Raw genomic sequence first — 16,812 nt, 5'->3', positions numbered from 1 at the left:
GAAAAATGATGAATAAAACTAAAAAGATGGACAATGGTACGAAGATTCGTTCTATCGTGCTTTTTCTTGCGCTCTTAAATCAGTTCTTAGTATCAACAGGATTGAATCCAATACCTGGGTCAGAAGAATTGTGGGGAGAGGTAATTTCATGGGGCTTTACAGCAATTGCTGCAGTTTGGGCTTGGTTTATGAATAATTATTTAACTTGGAAGGGTAAACGTCAAAAAGATGCATTAGAGAGACAGGGGTTGAATTAATATGACTGTATCATTAAAAACACTCATAGATCGTTCTGTTAAACGTTTAGGAGATGTTCATCCACAGATAAAAGAATACACAATTGAACTGCTTACTCGTTGCTATAACGAGGGCATACTTGTCCAGATATCCAGTGGTTTTCGGTCAAATACAGACCAAGCATATATATATGGTCAAGGCAGGCCTAACTATATATGGAGTGGAAAAAAGTACGGTTCTATTGGATCCATTGTTTCCAATGCTAAGCCAGGTACATCCGTCCACAATTATGGTCTTGCAATAGATTATTTCCTTGTATCGGATGATGGCAATATTTCATTGTGGACGGTCAACGATAAATGGAGACGTGTTGCAGCCATTGCTAAATCAATGGGATTTGAGTGGGGTGGAGATTGGACAAGTTTTAAAGACTATCCTCATTTGCAATATACAAAAGGGTTAACAATTTCGCAATTAAGAGCGGGTAAACGTCCGACATTCCCAACATTAATAAAGGAGGAGGTCAAAGAGGTGACTATAACAAAAGGTATCTTCCGTATTAAAACAGGTACGTTTCCAAACGCTCGAGCATTTGCGGATGCAGTAGATAAAATAAAGGCGGATTTTGGGTTGCTAATATATGAGGCAGCTGATACTACTTCATTCAACCCTATGTATCGTATTTACACTGGAACATTTACGATAAAAGAAGCTGCACAAGAAGTAGAGGCAAAAATTAAAGAAAAATATGGTTGGACTACCTATTTGGTCGACGAAACAAAATAATTTACATGGTATAATTCAAATATGCAGGGCATCGTATTGTCTAAGATTAGCGACTTACTCTTAATTGGGTAGGTCGCTTTTTTTATTTGAGCAATAGGCTATCGACAAACGTTAGCATTATGTTATACTTCTTGAAAAGGATTAACCTTTTACGTTAATAAGTTGGTGCTTATATTGGAGATCTATTTTCATACAAAGAAATGGAATAAAACCTGTAATAATAGGGTAGAGCTAAACAAAGCCTTCCCAACTAAAGTTGCTGATACTGTTGCATTAAGGATCACTCAATTAAAAGCTGCAGATAACTTGAGTCAAATTTCTCATGTTCCTCCAATTGGATTGCATAAACTAAAAGGTAGTAGAAAAAACCAGTTTGCGGTTTGGACTAAAGAAAAGTATAGAATTGTTTTCCAGTGTCTGGATGAGGATTTGTCAGTAATAGAGGATACTGAATATCCTAAAGAAAAAATAACAAAAATTAGTATTATTGAGGTTGTGAATTATCATGGCTAATCTGATCACATTTGAACCAGATTATATTATTGCGCCAGGTGAGACAATTAATGAATTACTTGAGCATTATAATATGACGCAAAAAGAGTTGGCTAGTAGGATAGAACTTTCTTTAAAGACGGTTAATGAAATCGTTAAAGGTAAAGCGTCAATTAGTTACGAAACAGCTACCAAATTAGAAAATGTTTTTTCTATTGAAGCATCTTTTTGGAACAATTTAGAGAAGAATTATCAAGAACAATTAGCTGAAGTAGAAAGAAAGAAAAAACTAGAAATGCAGATAGGTGAATTAAAAAAGTTCCCTATCAAAGAACTTCAAAAAAGAAAGTGGATTCCACAAGATAAAGAAACTCCAGAAAATAAAGTAGATACACTGCTGAAATATTTTGGGGTTTCTTCATTTGAAGCTATGTACAGTTTAATTACTGACACTAAAATTTTGGAAGGCGCCTATAGAATTACACCCGAATTATCAATAAATGAATATGCACTTATCTGTTGGATTAGAAAAGGTGAAATCGAGGCAAGTGAGATAATTACATTACCTTTCGATAAAAGAAGTGCAATGAGTAAATTATCGGAAATAAGAAAACTAACAACTGAAACAGATCCTAAGGTTTTTATCCCAAAACTACAAGAGATATGTTCCTCGTTTGGTGTAGCCATTGTATTTGTACCTGAATTAAAGGGAAGTCGAGTAAGTGGTTTGACTAGGTGGCTTACACCAAAGCCAAAAGCAATCATTCAATTGAGTGTTAGATATAAAACAAATGATAGTCTATGGTTTACACTTTTTCATGAGTTAGGGCACGTTTTATTACATGAGAAAAAACCATTTGTTGAATTTTCGAAGTACAGGGAAGATAAAACTGAACATGAAGCCGATGCGTTCGCTGCAAATATCCTTATTCCTCCCAAAGACTACAAAGCATTTCTTAGCAGACCAATAAGTAGGAAGAGTATTTTAGATTTCTCTAATGAAATTGGTATTCATCCAGGTATAATTGTCGGCAGACTTCAAAATGAAAAGAAAATACCTTGGAGTTACATGAATGATTTAAAAGTTAGATATCAATGGACGGACGACTAAGGCGCCTTAAATAGGCGCTTTTTTATTTGTCCAAAAATTACTAGTTGTAAAATCAAACGAATGTTCGTATACTAAACGAAAGAAGGAGGGAACAGATGTGCGTATAAATTTAATGAAATGTATGGAACGTAATCAGCTAGTTGAATTAATGTATATGGATTCTAAGGGTAATATAAGCCAAAGAAGAGTGAAGGTACTGAGGATTCAAGGCGATACCTTTCAGGTGTTTTGCTTTATGAGAAATGCTAAACGTACTTTTATTATGAATAATGTGCTCGCATGTGTTCCCGTCATTCATAAGGAGCGTGAAGTAGTATGAACAAACGTCAATTGCAAATTTATGAGTACATCAAAATTTTTTTAGCTGAAAATAAATATTCTCCATCAATGAGAGAGGTCGGCATAGCAGTGGGACTTAAATCATCTTCTACGATTCACGGACATCTAGAAACAATGAGGAAAAACGGCTATATCGATTTCATTAACTCATCCCCAAGAACTTTGCAAATAATCCGATGATTGATTACAGTAAATTACCTAACCGCTCAATTGCTTGTGTTGACATGATGAGTTTCTACGCTTCTTGTATTGCAGTATTACACGACTTAGATGTAAGAACAGTACCTATTGCTGTTGTTGGTAATTTAGAACAAAAAGGTTCTGTCGTTTTAGCAGCATCCCCAGCAATGAAAAAACGATTTCGTGTGAAGACAGGAACAAGGTTATTTGAAATACCTAATAATCCAGATATTAAAATTTTCGAACCTAAAATGCAGTACTTTCTTGAAATGTCGATGGCTGTTACAAATATCCTCCACAAATATGTTCCACCTGAAGCCGTACATGTATACAGTGTGGATGAATCATTTATTGACCTTACAGGCACTGAAAAACTTTGGGGTCCTCCTGAGAACACTATTAAAGAAATACAGAAAGAAATATTAGACACCTTACAATTGCATTCAACCGCAGGCATGGGTCCAAATATGTTAATGGCAAAACTTGCACTAGATCTAGATGCGAAGAAAACAGGTTTTGCTAAATGGACATATGATGATGTGCAAACAAAATTATGGCCAGTTACTCCAGTATCGGAAATGTGGGGAATCGGTAGAGGAACTGAAAAGACATTAAATAATATGGGAATTACTAGCATAGGTCAATTAGCTAGAACACCTTTAGAGTTATTAGAAGATAAGTTTGGCATAATGGGGAATCAGTTATACCATCATGCTCATGGTATTGATTTATCAGAGTTAGGAGCACCCGTTGTAGCTGGACAGATAAGCTACGGTAAAAGTCAAATATTGATGCGTGATTATAACAAAATTGAAGAGGTATGTGCAGTGCTGTTGGAAATGTGTGAAGACGTGGCAAAGAGGGCAAGAGATACTTTCCAAGCAGCTAGAACTATTTCATTAGGGATTGGCTATAGTAAGAATGCTTTCGGCGGTGGATTTCAGAGAGCTCGAACAATACATGATGCAACAAACGATACCATGAAAATATATAAGGTTTGTTTAGACTTGTTAAAAGAAAATTATAATAGAAGTCCAGTAAGACAAATATCCCTCTCCATAACAAAACTTGAAGATGAACATTCAATGCAATTAAGTTTATTTGAAAAAAGTAACTGGAAACAAAGAAAGCTTGCAACCGCTATGGATAGCATTCGCAACCGATATGGTTCCTCTGCATTATTAAGAGCTGTTTCTTATACTCCTGCAGGTACAGCTGTAAAAAGGTCGAAAATGGTCGGTGGACATAAAGGTTAGGGGGACTTAGGTTGATTAATGATCGTGGAATGATGAAATGGCAAGGCATGATGTTAACTGAGCATGTGTCGATGTTGAAAAATTACAACCAGGAACTAAAAAGGGAACCGAGACCAAACCTAGACGAATGGGATTATGATGCCATTCAACATACTTTGGATATGGCCATCAAAAGCAAAGCTGACACTAAAGTGAAGTTGTGGAGGGATGGATCGTTTATCTATAATAGAGGGATTGTTGAAGGTGTAAATTTGCAGAAGCGAGAAATCGAATTGCAAGATCCATTTTATTTGTTATCATTAAAGCTTGATGAAATAGTAGATGTAACTATCATGGATTAAAGGTTGTGAATGAATTGGATAGAACGGAAGAGGTATTTTATAAGTTACTTGACGAACATTCTCCAGAATTGTTACTAGGTGCATTAGATGAAATGTCACGAATGAATAAAAAAGAATTATTGGTATTAGGTAATTTATGTGAAGTAAAAAATATAGTAGAAGATAAAAACCACCAACCATAATTAAATGGAAGGTGGTTTATTTTTATTTTAATTCTAGAAGCCATTTATCCATTTGATTTTCATTAAATTTCACTTCCTCACTATCTACAGCATCTACTCCACGATAAGTGTATTTGCTATTTTGCCAGAAGTCGAAAGCGAAGCTTTGTTTTGCATTAATATCATCTTCATTAAAAAATTCATCTACTGCTTGGGATTTAAATAAATTTGTAATCATATATTCATGGTTTTCGAGGTCAGCTAAATAATTTCCAGCTTGATATTCTTTAATAATATCCTCCACGAAAGTATTCATTTCTTCTTCTGTTACTGGATAGTCCATAGCATATAGACTAATTGCATCGAATTTTTCACCGGTAGTTCCATCCGAGGATGCTATTTCTGTTACCTTGTCCTGCCATGTTGCCACTTCTTCTGTAGGAACTTCTTCAACGACAGGCTCTTTTACAACAACTTTTTCTTCTTCCTCACCACATGCCGTCAATAAAAAAACTAACGACAATGTAAATAATAACTTTTTCAAAATAAACCTCCCTTACATATATTCACCATAATACTAATATACAAAAGAAACAGTGTATAGTTAATTTTAAAATAGTTTCTTCTATATAAATAATTAAACGGATAGAAACCGAAATTAGAAAATACAAATTGACCACCGAAAGTTTTTTGACCACACTTTTGACCACAGGAATCTTAATACTCATATAAATAGATATATGACGTGGTTGGTATAAATAATAAATATTGAGCGCCCACCCAATCCGTATACGCATATACAATCTCATATATTAGATATATGAAAGAACGTAAAAAACCAGGACTTAAAGGCGCTCGTCGTGCACCTCAGTTCTCAAAACGTTAATTCAGTTCAATTTACAAATCCCTCAACCATTGCGGTTGGGGGATTTGTTTGTTTATAAAGTGATATAAAAAGCCATCGAATTACATAGGTAGTATACAAGTAATACACACGTAGTATACAAATTAAATGGGTCTAATTAAAGTAAGTCTATTGCTTTTATAAGTTGATCAATATCTTTATGCGTGTATACCTTATCTGTAATATCTGTAGAAGCATGTCCCATTATACGCTTAATAGAGAGCTTATTTGCGCCTGCATTATCCATTAAGGTAGCAAATGTATGTCTGCAGTCATGTGGTTTGTGAGTTAACTCTAATTGCTCCATAATCGGCTTCCATTTCTCTTCGTAGTAATTGTAGTAACTCATTTGTTTATTCTCGTGATTGACGATGAAAAATTTATTATCCTTATTCATTCGATTTTCAATAAGTGAATGAATCCTTTTGTTGATTGGAATTACACGATCAATACCAGCTTCTGTTTTTATACCACCAGTGAAATGTCTACCTTCCAGGTTAATATTTTCATTTTCGATTGTAATTACCTCGCCTGGTCTCATCCCTGTATAGATCATAATTAGCACTGTATCGATGAAATCCATTCTGCCAAGATTATCCCATAGAAGTTTTATTTCTTCGTCTGTGAAGGGTTTTCTAGTGCTCTTATCAGTATTCTTTCCAAGATCAACGAATTTCGAATAATCTTTTGTTACAATATCGTTTTCTAAAGCGTATTTATACATTTGATTGAACAATACTTTTATTTTTCTTTTAGTACCATGAGACTTATCACAATCGTCGATTACAGCCTGTAGGTGAGGTTTTTTTATTTCTATGAATTTCATATCGTGAAGTGTAGCAGAACGCTTGTAAGCCGCATTGTAGCCGTTTATGTTAGATTGTGAGACTTTCGGGAACTTTTCTTTAGATAATTTTTCATAAATTTCTGCAAAGGTAATTTTTCCTGCTGTAAGATCATATGGATTCTTATAGTATTCAGCTAAAGCCAGCATACATTCAGGTCGTGTTTCATAATAACCAAGGTATTCAAAAATTTGCTTTCCTTGATCGTTCCATCCTACAGTTATTCTTGCTGCAAATGGTTTTCTCCTCTTTCCTCCTAATTTAATTACGGATCCGTATCCGTTGGGGTTTTTCATGTTTACCACCTTCTTTTCGATTACTGATAGTTCAATTGTAGAAGATTCGTTTAATTAGCAGTATTCCAAGACGGCATAAAACAATGGTTATTGATATATAAATTCAATCGACTCATAGCAAAGTCAAATTCAACATTAAATGTTTGCTGAATTACATGCGTTGCTGCATTTATGTCCCGGGGCAAATTAATATCATTTAACATGAAAGTTGGAATACAAGCATGAAGCGTGAAATTTTTTGCTTTAGACTCCTGATAGACACGAAAAAGGGGGGGCATATTCATTTGATCTCCCGCATGGAATAAAATGTGGCATAGCTCATGCATGAACTCCTGATATTGTTGATGAAATGATAGATTCATATTTAAGAAAATAAATGCTCTCCCTTTAAGAAACAAAGCTTGGCTTTTGTGTGTCCAATAAAATACTTTAATGTTTAAATCTTTAGCAATCCTCCTAAAATCCAAATCTGACGGTCTAAAAATTTTTAGTTGAGAATAAAATTTTCTGATGTAATCTTCTAAGTGGTTGTATTGGTACATAATATCTCTCCTATCAATTAGAACGCACGTTTGGTTTTAGTATAAAAGAAAACCATCCCAAATGGAAGGGATGGTTTTGTGAAGTAATTTCTTCTTAATTAATTATACATATTCTAACTTTAAATAAAATGATATTTACCATTACTTAATTCTCAGATGTTGGTGTCCCTGGCTCGTCAGAGGTAGGTCGATATATCCCAATGACATTATATATTTCAACACAGTAATTGCCATCATGATTATGTTTGATTGCTACAATGTTCTTCTCTTTATTTGAAAGAACTGAAGATGTTTTATCGATAGAATATTCCAAATTTAATTTTTGGGATGCAATCGCAATAGGATCAGTCAGTATTTCTTTCAATTCATAACTTATAGTTCTATTATTCGGTTTATAGGAAAAAATTACAATGCTTGGGAATAGTGAAAATATAAGTGAAACGCCAATAAGGTATTCAAGTTCTTCACCAGCAGTGTCTAAAACTACAAGCAAGAATGTACTGATTAGAACAAAAAGAAATGTTGTACTAAGAATAAATATAAGATTAAAATTGTTAATATAACTATTAAAAATTCCTTCTGTTTGGGGTGCTTGACTAACACCTCTTCTTCTCTTTATTTTATATATAAGTTTATGAATACCAAAAACTATTAAATTTAATGTATAAAATAATAGAAAGCCTAGAAGAAAGATTAATAAAACAATTTCTAATACTGAAGTTTGTTTTATTATAAAGTAAAGATACCAATCCATTCCACAAATGAATAGAGCTATTAACGATATTGAAGTAAGACTCTTAGCTATTTTGATTCCAGTATGGTTATTTTTATGTAGAAGTTTAATATCAAAAGGATCTAAAGTTAAATTTTTCATTAAATATAAAACTAAAGGAATACCGAAACCCCCTAAAACACCTAAAAATAGGGTAAATAAAGGATTATCCTTATTGAAAGATAATAGTTCTGAAACTAACAAACTCATTTTATTTTCATCTCCAAAATTAAATCGAATTATTAAAAGCGCATTGTTAAATAATCACCAGATACTGCTTATTACCAAACTTTATTTAATAAGTTATGAAAAAAGAGACTTGGCAAACCCAAATCTCTTTTATTATTGTGATTTTTATTCGTTCCTATTTAGTGATCAACCTTGTTTTGAAAGATATTTTGTTTATTCCAACCCGAATTGTGATTTGTTTTGCAATTTTCCGCCTTGGAACATAAGACTAGCGTTTGCACCAAAGCCATCTTCGCCTGAATACTCATACATTATTGTGTAAAAATCAGTGCCTTTGTCTCCTGACTCAGAAGATATATCTCCTGCACCACCAACAATTTCAAATACTTCTTCTTCTGTCATTCCATTTGCTATGTTATTGAATTCATCGAGAGTAATAGTTACATCTGAGCCATTAGAAACTCCAACTTGCGATTTATTAAGTAGTTTCCCACCTTGAAATGTGAAATTCGCTGACGAGAATAGTGCATCAGTAGTCCATTCATAGATAGCGGTATGAAGGTCAGTTCCCGCCTCGCCTGATTCAGACAACAATGTGCCCTCCGAGCCGATAATAGCTTTCACTTCATCATAAGTCATGCCATTTGTAATTTCTGCAAATTTTTCTTCTGTTAATGTACCTTCATCAGCAGCTGTTTCTTCTTTTTCTGAGGATGGGCTTTCTTTTTTAGTTGTTTCTCCAGCAGAAGAGGTGTCAACTGTTGTCGTTGTCTCTTCATCCCCTCCACCACTTAAAGCCACAATAATAATCACTAGAACTACAAGTGCAATAACTCCTAAACAACCAAACTTAAAAAACTTCTTCACACCAAACACTCCCTTGTTTTTAAAAACTAGAAAAATTGTATAAGTAAAACACATCCGTATGTCCATAGGCTTGTGTAAATATAACTACTATATATGTATAAAAAAAGAGACCTAGCATAGCCACATCTCTATTTATTATTTACATCTTTTTTAATCATTTCCCATATAGTACGAAGCTTTTGTAAATCCTCTTCTTCACTTTTCGGCAACTCCATGTACCATTTTTCCAAAGATGGATCATCCTTAAATGCCTGAAATTCAGCCTCATCTTTTTCTTCTGGAGAAATAGTTGGAGTAGATTTACGACCAAGTAAGTAATCAGAAGAAACTTCAAAATAATCAGCTATACGACATAAGGTATCGTAATCAGGCTTTCTTTCATCTCTTTCATACATTCCAATAGTACTTTCAGCCAAATCAAAAATTTCCCCAAATCTTTTTTGAGTAATCTTTTTTCCTGTTCTAAGCTTCTTAATTCTATTTCCAATGGAATTCATAAGTTATCACCTACTATATATTTTAACACAATATGCGTTATTTGAAATAATCAACACAAAATGTGTTGACAACACAATTCGTGTTGTGTATATTTATTTTAAGGAACACGAATTGTGGTGAGAGGATGTGAAATAGTGAACAAAAATGAAATTGCAGAAACTTTAATCTCACTTAGAGGAGATAAATCACGAGAAGAAGTTGCCAAATCATTAGAAATAAGTGTGAGTACATTACAGATGTATGAGAATGGACAGCGTATTCCAAAAGATGAGATTAAAATTAGAATTGCGGCTTACTATAAAAAAACGGTAGGTGAAATTTTTTTCTCATAAAACAACACGATATGTGGTGAATTGTAATGAGGTGAAAGAATGAATAAACACATTTTCACATTTGGTGGAGGGCAACCTTTATGGGATAAATACGCAGTCATTGAAGCAAGTTCTCCTGAGATAGCGAGAGAAAAAATGTTTGAAGTTTTTGGTCATGAGTGGTCTATGCAGTACACCTCGAAAGAATTTGCACAGGCAAAATCAGAGGGGTTTTTCTTGAAAATTGAGCCACTGTCAACAATTTATGCTCAATAGAGAAGGGATGAATAAAATGAAAAAGTTACCTGTTGCAGATCATTTAACAGAGAGTGAATACAGAATATTTTTGCAAGTATATGCGGAACATAATCGTGCTATGGGACTGGAGAAGAGAAAGAACTTTACACTTTCGGATGTTGTAAAAGTAGAAAGCAACCCAGAAGAAAGTTGTGTGAATGTGCATTACAAAAATGGGGATTGGTGGCATTACTCAAAAGATGGCACATGGTATTAATGTTGTTGCGTATCTCTTATCAAGTATTAGATAAAATTTCGAAATGAGATTAGAGGGGCTGCCAATCGACAGCCTGAAAAGGGGGAATGCTTGAAATTATAAGATGAATTGCGAGGATATGTGGTGGCTTCTTAATAATTATTTTAAATCTATTTTCTATTTAATAGTATTCCAATTTGGAATATATACAAGGGAGTTGTGAAATGAGATACGGAGCAATATTGCAAGCATGTAGAGAAAGAGCAGGTTTCACACAAGAAGAAATGGCACATAGATTAAACCGTTCACAGTCTTGTGTAAGTAAGTTTGAAAAAGATACAAAGGTTCCAGATATGAACACATTCTTACAATGGGTAAACGCAACAAATGCTCAGGAAGTAGCGGTAGCATTTTTGTACGGAATGGATGGAATAACGATGATCCAACAGTTACTACCAATAATAGCGGGAGGATTTGCATTATGGCTAACAATATAAAAAAACTGATCAACTCGGGAAAGTTAATCAGTCGTTAAAAAATATTATATGTAGCTTCAATTATGACGTAGAGTTTGGCTCTCGTCAAGAAGTTCACAAGACCTCCTCCTCTTCTTGTGAATTTCTTGATGTGATTCAACCATTGAAAGGAGGTGTATCGAGTGTCTTCTAATTTTTCGACACTATTAAAAGAAGTTATGAATAAAAAGAACGTGTCACAAGCTCAGTTATCCGAACTTACGGGTATTGGAAAATCTTCTATTAGTCAATACCTTGCAGGTAAGAATGACCCAAAAATAGACACAGTAGAAAAGATAGCTAAGGTATTGGACGTTTCAGCAGCTTATCTAATTGGCGCTTCTAATAACGAACAATCAAAAGAAAAGGTTATGAATATAAGAGTTTCAGAGGCTGCCAAACTGATGGGGAAATCAGAACAATTTATAAGAATAGGTTTGCAGAGAAATATCCTACCCTTTGGATTTGCAATTCAAATGTCAACTAAATGGACGTATCACATCTCTCCAAAACTATTAGAAGAATATGTAGGACAAGTGAGTCAGTAAATAAGGAAGTCGTCAAATTGACGTCGCCCTTAAATGGAGTGTGAAAAATGGAGATACAAGTTATTGAACGAGAAGGAATGAGAGTTTTAACTACTTCTCAGGTATCGGAGTCTTTTGGGATTGAAAGCAAAATACTTCTCCGAAACTTTCAAAGAAATAATCAGCGCTTTGTCGAAGGAGAACATTACTTTGCTTTAAACGGTGAAGCTTTAAAAGAATTTAAAGCTAGTCGTCAAAGTGACGCCACCCTTAAATTCGCTTCAAGTCTATATTTGTGGTCAGAGCAAGGGGCATGGATGTTAGCTAAGTCTATTAACAACGATAAAGCTTGGCAAGCATATGAACTATTGGTAAATAACTATTACAAAGTCACAAGCCAATTAAAGTCCCCAGAAGAATTAATTGCAATTCAAAATAACAAAATAGTCGAGCTGGAGGAAAAGCTAGAAAAAACAGAAAAGAGGGTGTTGGCAATCGAATCGAGAGTACGTGAACAAATTACCTTAAATTCTGGCGAGCAAATTAGATTACAAAAAGCCGTTGGTGAGCGAGTGTATGCTTTAGAAAAAGATGCAGGTAAACGGGCTGCATTGTTCGGAGGAATTTATAGATCTATCAAAGTTAAGTTCTCTGTAAAGTCTTATCGTGATGTAAAACAGGATGATTTACAGTTAGCAATAAAATTTGTGGAGAAATGGAATGGTTAACTTAAATCAGCAGGAACAAGATAATCTGACATCAAAAATTATGCAAGGAAAGTCACGAATTGAAGATTACTTGACCCTCATTAAAGTCTATATGGTTCGTGGAGAATACGAGCAAGCTATCGCCAGTTGTGAAGACTCTATCAAAGCATTAAGAGAGTTAGTATCTTTGCAAAAACTATCTATGCATCAAACGGTTAATGAATTACATGCACAAGGCTTTAACGTGAAGGTGGTGAAGCGAAGTGTTTAACAGTCCCGAACAAATTTTCATCTACTTATTTACTATTGTTGCTGCAGTGTCAGCTACTAAACTATGGAACAGTCCTGAAGACAATAAAAAAACTGAACAACTCGGCAAAGTTGGTCAGCGGTTTGAGTAACAATATTACATTTATTATCTCTGAAATATATCTTTTAGTCAAGAAAATGGAGGGCTATTCATGAATTTATTAATCAACGAGCCACCCTTGCAAGTGCTACCCTCGTTAGCAAAACAGGTGGGGTTAAATGCAGCGATAGTGCTACAACAGCTACACTTCCGATCCCTTATATCAAATAATGTACGGGACGGGTACAAATGGGTTTACAAGACATATGAAGAATGGAGAGACGAGGAATTTCCATTTTGGTCTCCAGACACTATCAAGAGAGCGATTCACAAACTTGAAAACGAAGGGTACGTCATTTCGACGTCAGCCTATAACCGCATGAAAATGGACAAGACCAAATGGTATCGAATCGACTATTCAAAGTGTTATGTGACGACGGGGCAAAATGCACCGTCCAACGGGGCAGAATACACCAATGGAGAGGTGCAAAACATACCGAGTGATGAGGGCATAATGCACCTAGCAATACCTAAAGAGATTAAGAGTATTAAGAATAATAATGTCGAGCATGAGCTCAACATCGTATCTGAAATTATTAATTATCTAAATTCAAAAGCAAATAAAAGCTTCAAGCCAAAAACCTCATCAGCGAAAAAATTTATTAACGGGAGATTAAGAGACGGATACACACTAGATGATTTCAAACGTGTAATCGATGTAAAAGTAGCACAGTGGTTGAACAATCCTGAAATGAATGCCTATTTACGACCAAGCACATTGTTCAGTGCAACAAACTTCGAAAACTATTTGAACGAGAATACAAAAGGAGGCTTACCAAGCACTACTGGAAAGCCTAATACAACACCCTTACCTAAACCATTTGATTTAGATTTTAACAAAGGAGAAGAGTTGGAATGAATCAAACACTTGAACTAAGCGTAGAGCTTGCTGAAAAAAGTATTTTGGGCACGATGTTAAAAGAGAACTACTTGATTGCCGATAGCGGTATACAAGCGGAATATTTCAATACACAGATTCACAAAAACATTTTCCTAGGAATGCAAGAACTAGTGGCTTCAAATAAATCCGCCGATTATATTACTCTCTTAACAGTTAAAGAGCCAAGCGAATTAGGAGGAGCTAATTACCTGCTGGATCTTATCAATTTCGAGAACTCAGTAAAGTTTGAACAATATCAAACGATTCTTTCTGACCATTGGAGAGAACAGAAAAAAAGCAATATATTGTTCCAGGCACAAACAGAGAATTGGGAACTGCCAGCTATTCAAAAAGCTCTAGATGATTTACAGAATCAACAGAATGGTTCAAACGAAACCAATGTTAAACAAAAACTTGTGAGAATGGCTGAACGACCTTATATGAAATCTTTTGCAAAAAAAGGTATAACAACCGGACTAAGTGATTTGGATAAGATGTTAAATGGGTTTCAGCCGAGTGAACTAACAATATTAGCAGCTCGTCCATCGATGGGCAAAACGGACACTATGAATCACTTTGCACTTGGTGCTGGATGGGCGGGGTACTTGCCAATTGTATTTTCGTTAGAGATGAGCGAGGAAACGGAGATAGACAGGTTGATTGCTACAACAGGTAATTATAGTCGATTAAAAATGCGTGAACCGTTTGAATTTTTTACGGAAGAACAAAAAAACAAATGGATACCAACGTTAACCAGATTGAGCGAAGCAAATATAGAGATCGATGACAGGGCGGGATTGACAGTTGCTCAAATAAAATCTAAAGCAAGGCAATTGATCAAAGAAAATCCTAACAAGGAACCAATTATCTTTATCGACTATTTGCAAATCATAAGAGGCGAAAATCCAAGAGACAACCAAACTCAAATCATTGGTCAGATCAGTTGGGACTTAAAACAAATGGCCAAAGAATTTAAATGTCCAGTAGTGTGTTTATCCCAATTAAGTCGTGCCGTTGAAGCAAGGCAAAGTAAACGGCCAATGATGAGTGATCTACGTGATTCGGGAAATATTGAGCAAGATGCAGACGTAATTGCTTTTCTCTATCGGGAAGATTATTACGACAAAGAAACAGAGAATCCCAACATGTTAGAAATGATAATTGCCAAACATCGTAACGGACCAACTGGAACAGTAATGGCAGCCTATATCAAAGAAACAGGACGCTTACTCAACATTGATTGGGGGAACAGGGGGACTTCGTGATAACAGTTAAAGAACTTTTTGATGGTGCGGTTGAATACGATATGAAATTTGTTGCTCATGCAATTTTTTGGGCACTTTCTGAAAAAATAATCGGTCTCGAAGATGATGCCAATAAGTTACAGGAAATAGTTCTAAATCAAGAAGCGATTCAAAAACTCACCGATCAAAATATTCTTGGCATTGAACGAATTAAACTGTTCGTTATTACGACTAATAATCCAAGCCTATTCGCTTTCTACTTTGCAGAAGATATACTCGCTGCAAGTGGATTACATCAAAATTTATTTGGTGAACAAGGAACTAAAATTACAAAAAGCACTCGTTTAATGTCAAAGTACATGCACTTTGCTACTCCTAACCTGAGCACGAATTTTTTCGAATATCGTAAGAGATTTGTACAGTATCCAGCTTATATTGGACATGCAGTAGCTGGCGAAAACGTTTGTTATCAACTATCTAGAAATGAGGCAGCAGGATGACTTATGAAGAATCTGGAAAACAACTCGACCGGGATCCAATCATTTTTTCAATTAGTATAAATTCGAAATATGCGGAAGAGTATCTCGAAAAGTTAAGTGATGAAGAATTGCTTGATACCTACGAAAGAGTATCGAAGAAGTACAAATAGGAGGTCTTCACATGTGCCCTAATTGTTTAAGTCAAGAAGTAGCTGACTTGTTAAGTAAAACAAACAATCTCGAAAGCTTTTTAAAACTCAAAAAATGTCATGAGTGTGATCGTGTGTTCCTTACTTTTGACTTTGGATATGCAGATGAAACAGAAATGGAGGTTGAAATGGTATGAATAGAAGTAAGCATAATAACTTATTTTGCATTTGTGAAAATTGTAGAACGCCTCTTATTTTGTCATTAGATCTTGAGTTGAATCAATTACCAAAAGCGCATGCAATCCGTTGCCGTTATTGCCACCATGAAAACGCTGACCTGAGAGAGTTTAAAGAATATGCAAAGAGAACTAGAAATTACGCAAACAATTGATTGCACAACACCAGATATAGTTATCAACATAATAAATTTAATTGTGGATAAGTCGTGGAAATATTCAAGAAATATATTGGTGCGACGAATGAGACACAAAATGTGTAGCAAAAAACAAATAAGGGAGAGAAAAAAATGAACTTAGAAAACAACATTAAGGACGTTATCTCAAAAAAATTAGAAGAAGGATTTGTTGAAAAATTAATTGCCGAACAATTAGAAAATGGTGTGAAAAACGCTCTTAAAGATTTACTTGGCTCTTATGGTGAAGTTACAAAAGTAATTGAAAAACAAATCAAGTCGGTTATGATTCCTTACCTGGAAGGTTACGACTACAGTGAGTATATTGTGAAGCTGGATCACGTGATGGTTGAAGTATTAAAAAGCACTGCATCAGAGAATAAAAATATATTGGATAATTTCAAAGATTTAATGATTCCATTAGATAAAAAGGAAATCAATATATCTGAAGTTTTTGAGGAATGGAAAAAATATGTTGCTAAAAATGTGGAAACTGATGATTTAGAAATTTGTTATGACGATGGGGAGCCAACTTATTACGATGTGACTGCATCCATGTCTGTCGAGGAATTCGAGAAATCTCGTTATTCTAGTTCGATGATTAGAGGAACAGTTACTTTTACTTGTGATGAAGATGAAAAATTAGGCTTTGAATTACCCGTTTATTCTTGGAAAGATATTTATAAAGACAAATGGAGAATAGATAGCGGATTCTTAGAAAATCATTACATTCAGTCATTAAGGAATTTGAGCGATTTCGAAATATTCCTTATGCGATTAAAGCAAGCTGGAACTCAAATTATATTGAATGATGATTATTTAACTGACGAATTGGAAGTGGTAAAAAGACCGGAAGTCGATTGGAGTTAA

General features: G+C 34.7%; 29 protein-coding genes and 1 pseudogene. 24 read left to right on the top strand and 6 right to left on the bottom strand.

Translation table 11 applies throughout. The features are described 5' to 3' along the window. The first annotated feature begins 5 nt into the window (after positions 1–5). From MKX39_RS18210 to MKX39_RS18170, 9 genes are all read left to right on the top strand, one after another. Positions 6–257, top strand: a complete 252-nt coding sequence (locus tag MKX39_RS18210; RefSeq protein WP_445678036.1) for a phage holin — start codon at positions 6–8, stop codon at positions 255–257. 1 nt (position 258) lies between these two features. Beyond that, the gene (locus tag MKX39_RS18205; protein ID WP_340770970.1) at positions 259–1,023 is read left to right on the top strand and encodes a M15 family metallopeptidase; all 765 of its coding nucleotides are present in this window, start codon (positions 259–261) and stop codon (positions 1,021–1,023) included. A 174-nt stretch (positions 1,024–1,197) separates the two neighbouring features. Then, the gene (locus MKX39_RS18200) at positions 1,198–1,536 is read left to right on the top strand and encodes a type II toxin-antitoxin system RelE/ParE family toxin (RefSeq protein WP_340770968.1); all 339 of its coding nucleotides are present in this window, start codon (positions 1,198–1,200) and stop codon (positions 1,534–1,536) included. After that, positions 1,529–2,626, top strand: a complete 1,098-nt coding sequence (locus MKX39_RS18195) for a HigA family addiction module antitoxin (RefSeq protein WP_340770965.1) — start codon at positions 1,529–1,531, stop codon at positions 2,624–2,626. The genes MKX39_RS18200 and MKX39_RS18195 overlap by 8 nt, the downstream gene beginning before the upstream one ends. Positions 2,627–2,723: 97 nt before the next feature. Continuing rightward, positions 2,724–2,945, top strand: coding sequence for a transcriptional regulator (locus MKX39_RS18190; RefSeq protein WP_340770963.1), 222 nt, complete (start codon positions 2,724–2,726; stop codon positions 2,943–2,945). After that, positions 2,942–3,145, top strand: a complete 204-nt coding sequence (locus MKX39_RS18185; RefSeq protein ID WP_340770960.1) for a LexA family protein — start codon at positions 2,942–2,944, stop codon at positions 3,143–3,145. Before MKX39_RS18190 ends, MKX39_RS18185 begins: the two co-directional genes overlap by 4 nt. Further along, on the top strand, positions 3,142–4,401 hold the full coding sequence (locus MKX39_RS18180) for a Y-family DNA polymerase (protein WP_340770957.1): 1,260 nt from the start codon (positions 3,142–3,144) through the stop codon (positions 4,399–4,401). Before MKX39_RS18185 ends, MKX39_RS18180 begins: the two co-directional genes overlap by 4 nt. Positions 4,402–4,412: 11 nt before the next feature. Beyond that, complete coding sequence (locus tag MKX39_RS18175; RefSeq protein WP_340770955.1) at positions 4,413–4,742, top strand: YolD-like family protein; 330 nt, start codon at positions 4,413–4,415, stop codon at positions 4,740–4,742. A gap of 14 nt (positions 4,743–4,756) precedes the next feature. Beyond that, positions 4,757–4,924 carry a hypothetical protein gene (locus MKX39_RS18170; RefSeq protein ID WP_340770953.1) on the top strand — a complete coding sequence of 56 codons (168 nt, stop codon included), beginning with the start codon at positions 4,757–4,759 and terminating at the stop codon, positions 4,922–4,924. A gap of 22 nt (positions 4,925–4,946) precedes the next feature. Here MKX39_RS18170 and MKX39_RS18165 read toward each other — a convergent pair whose 3' ends face one another. After that, positions 4,947–5,447 (bottom strand): membrane lipoprotein lipid attachment site-containing protein, encoded by a 501-nt coding sequence (locus tag MKX39_RS18165; RefSeq protein ID WP_340770951.1) that lies wholly within the window; start codon positions 5,445–5,447, stop codon positions 4,947–4,949. A gap of 276 nt (positions 5,448–5,723) precedes the next feature. On the opposite strand from MKX39_RS18165, the pseudogene rpsI reads away from it, so the two are divergent. After that, positions 5,724–5,789: pseudogene (rpsI, locus tag MKX39_RS18160) on the top strand (30S ribosomal protein S9); the annotation flags it as partial. 136 nt (positions 5,790–5,925) lie between these two features. Here rpsI and MKX39_RS18155 read toward each other — a convergent pair. The 5 genes from MKX39_RS18155 to MKX39_RS18135 form a co-directional block, all read right to left on the bottom strand. After that, positions 5,926–6,948 carry a tyrosine-type recombinase/integrase gene (locus tag MKX39_RS18155; RefSeq protein WP_340770949.1) on the bottom strand — a complete coding sequence of 341 codons (1,023 nt, stop codon included), beginning with the start codon at positions 6,946–6,948 and terminating at the stop codon, positions 5,926–5,928. A gap of 50 nt (positions 6,949–6,998) precedes the next feature. Further along, positions 6,999–7,490 (bottom strand): ImmA/IrrE family metallo-endopeptidase, encoded by a 492-nt coding sequence (locus tag MKX39_RS18150; RefSeq protein WP_340770947.1) that lies wholly within the window; start codon positions 7,488–7,490, stop codon positions 6,999–7,001. Between the two features lie 145 nt (positions 7,491–7,635). After that, entirely contained in the window at positions 7,636–8,472 is an 837-nt protein-coding gene (locus MKX39_RS18145) for a hypothetical protein (RefSeq protein ID WP_340770945.1), read from the bottom strand. Between the two features lie 192 nt (positions 8,473–8,664). Beyond that, complete coding sequence (locus MKX39_RS18140; protein WP_340770943.1) at positions 8,665–9,318, bottom strand: DUF3862 domain-containing protein; 654 nt, start codon at positions 9,316–9,318, stop codon at positions 8,665–8,667. A gap of 128 nt (positions 9,319–9,446) precedes the next feature. Beyond that, positions 9,447–9,815, bottom strand: a complete 369-nt coding sequence (locus tag MKX39_RS18135) for a helix-turn-helix domain-containing protein (protein WP_340770940.1) — start codon at positions 9,813–9,815, stop codon at positions 9,447–9,449. 135 nt (positions 9,816–9,950) lie between these two features. Between MKX39_RS18135 and MKX39_RS18130 the strand changes: the two genes are divergently transcribed. From MKX39_RS18130 to MKX39_RS18065, 14 genes are all read left to right on the top strand, one after another. Next, on the top strand, positions 9,951–10,148 hold the full coding sequence (locus MKX39_RS18130; RefSeq protein WP_340770938.1) for a helix-turn-helix transcriptional regulator: 198 nt from the start codon (positions 9,951–9,953) through the stop codon (positions 10,146–10,148). 39 nt (positions 10,149–10,187) lie between these two features. Next, on the top strand, positions 10,188–10,403 hold the full coding sequence (locus MKX39_RS18125; protein ID WP_340770936.1) for a hypothetical protein: 216 nt from the start codon (positions 10,188–10,190) through the stop codon (positions 10,401–10,403). Between the two features lie 7 nt (positions 10,404–10,410). Then, entirely contained in the window at positions 10,411–10,641 is a 231-nt protein-coding gene (locus MKX39_RS18120; protein WP_340770934.1) for a hypothetical protein, read from the top strand. Positions 10,642–10,844: 203 nt separating this feature from the next. Then, entirely contained in the window at positions 10,845–11,117 is a 273-nt protein-coding gene (locus tag MKX39_RS18115) for a helix-turn-helix domain-containing protein (protein WP_340770931.1), read from the top strand. Between the two features lie 161 nt (positions 11,118–11,278). Continuing rightward, a complete protein-coding gene (locus tag MKX39_RS18110; RefSeq protein ID WP_340770928.1) occupies positions 11,279–11,683 on the top strand; it encodes a helix-turn-helix domain-containing protein in 405 nt (134 codons plus the stop codon). Positions 11,684–11,730: 47 nt separating this feature from the next. Continuing rightward, positions 11,731–12,390 carry an ORF6N domain-containing protein gene (locus MKX39_RS18105; RefSeq protein ID WP_340770926.1) on the top strand — a complete coding sequence of 220 codons (660 nt, stop codon included), beginning with the start codon at positions 11,731–11,733 and terminating at the stop codon, positions 12,388–12,390. After that, entirely contained in the window at positions 12,383–12,640 is a 258-nt protein-coding gene (locus MKX39_RS18100) for a hypothetical protein (RefSeq protein WP_340770925.1), read from the top strand. Before MKX39_RS18105 ends, MKX39_RS18100 begins: the two co-directional genes overlap by 8 nt. Continuing rightward, positions 12,633–12,770, top strand: a complete 138-nt coding sequence (locus tag MKX39_RS18095) for a hypothetical protein (RefSeq protein ID WP_340770923.1) — start codon at positions 12,633–12,635, stop codon at positions 12,768–12,770. The genes MKX39_RS18100 and MKX39_RS18095 overlap by 8 nt, the downstream gene beginning before the upstream one ends. A gap of 60 nt (positions 12,771–12,830) precedes the next feature. Continuing rightward, positions 12,831–13,637 (top strand): conserved phage C-terminal domain-containing protein, encoded by an 807-nt coding sequence (locus tag MKX39_RS18090; protein ID WP_340770921.1) that lies wholly within the window; start codon positions 12,831–12,833, stop codon positions 13,635–13,637. Further along, complete coding sequence (locus MKX39_RS18085) at positions 13,634–14,923, top strand: replicative DNA helicase (protein WP_340770919.1); 1,290 nt, start codon at positions 13,634–13,636, stop codon at positions 14,921–14,923. The genes MKX39_RS18090 and MKX39_RS18085 overlap by 4 nt, the downstream gene beginning before the upstream one ends. Further along, positions 14,920–15,402: a hypothetical protein gene (locus MKX39_RS18080; protein ID WP_340770916.1), complete on the top strand. Its 483-nt coding sequence runs from the start codon at positions 14,920–14,922 to the stop codon at positions 15,400–15,402. Before MKX39_RS18085 ends, MKX39_RS18080 begins: the two co-directional genes overlap by 4 nt. Continuing rightward, positions 15,399–15,551 (top strand): hypothetical protein, encoded by a 153-nt coding sequence (locus MKX39_RS18075; RefSeq protein ID WP_340770914.1) that lies wholly within the window; start codon positions 15,399–15,401, stop codon positions 15,549–15,551. The genes MKX39_RS18080 and MKX39_RS18075 overlap by 4 nt, the downstream gene beginning before the upstream one ends. 11 nt (positions 15,552–15,562) lie before the next feature. Continuing rightward, a complete protein-coding gene (locus MKX39_RS18070) occupies positions 15,563–15,727 on the top strand; it encodes a hypothetical protein (protein ID WP_340770912.1) in 165 nt (54 codons plus the stop codon). A 329-nt stretch (positions 15,728–16,056) separates the two neighbouring features. Further along, positions 16,057–16,812 carry a hypothetical protein gene (locus tag MKX39_RS18065; protein ID WP_340770910.1) on the top strand — a complete coding sequence of 252 codons (756 nt, stop codon included), beginning with the start codon at positions 16,057–16,059 and terminating at the stop codon, positions 16,810–16,812.

Source organism: Psychrobacillus sp. FSL K6-1464, assembly GCF_038003145.1.
In the GTDB taxonomy this organism is placed as follows: domain Bacteria; phylum Bacillota; class Bacilli; order Bacillales_A; family Planococcaceae; genus Psychrobacillus; species Psychrobacillus psychrotolerans.
This window is presented reverse-complemented; position numbering and strand designations above follow the sequence as displayed.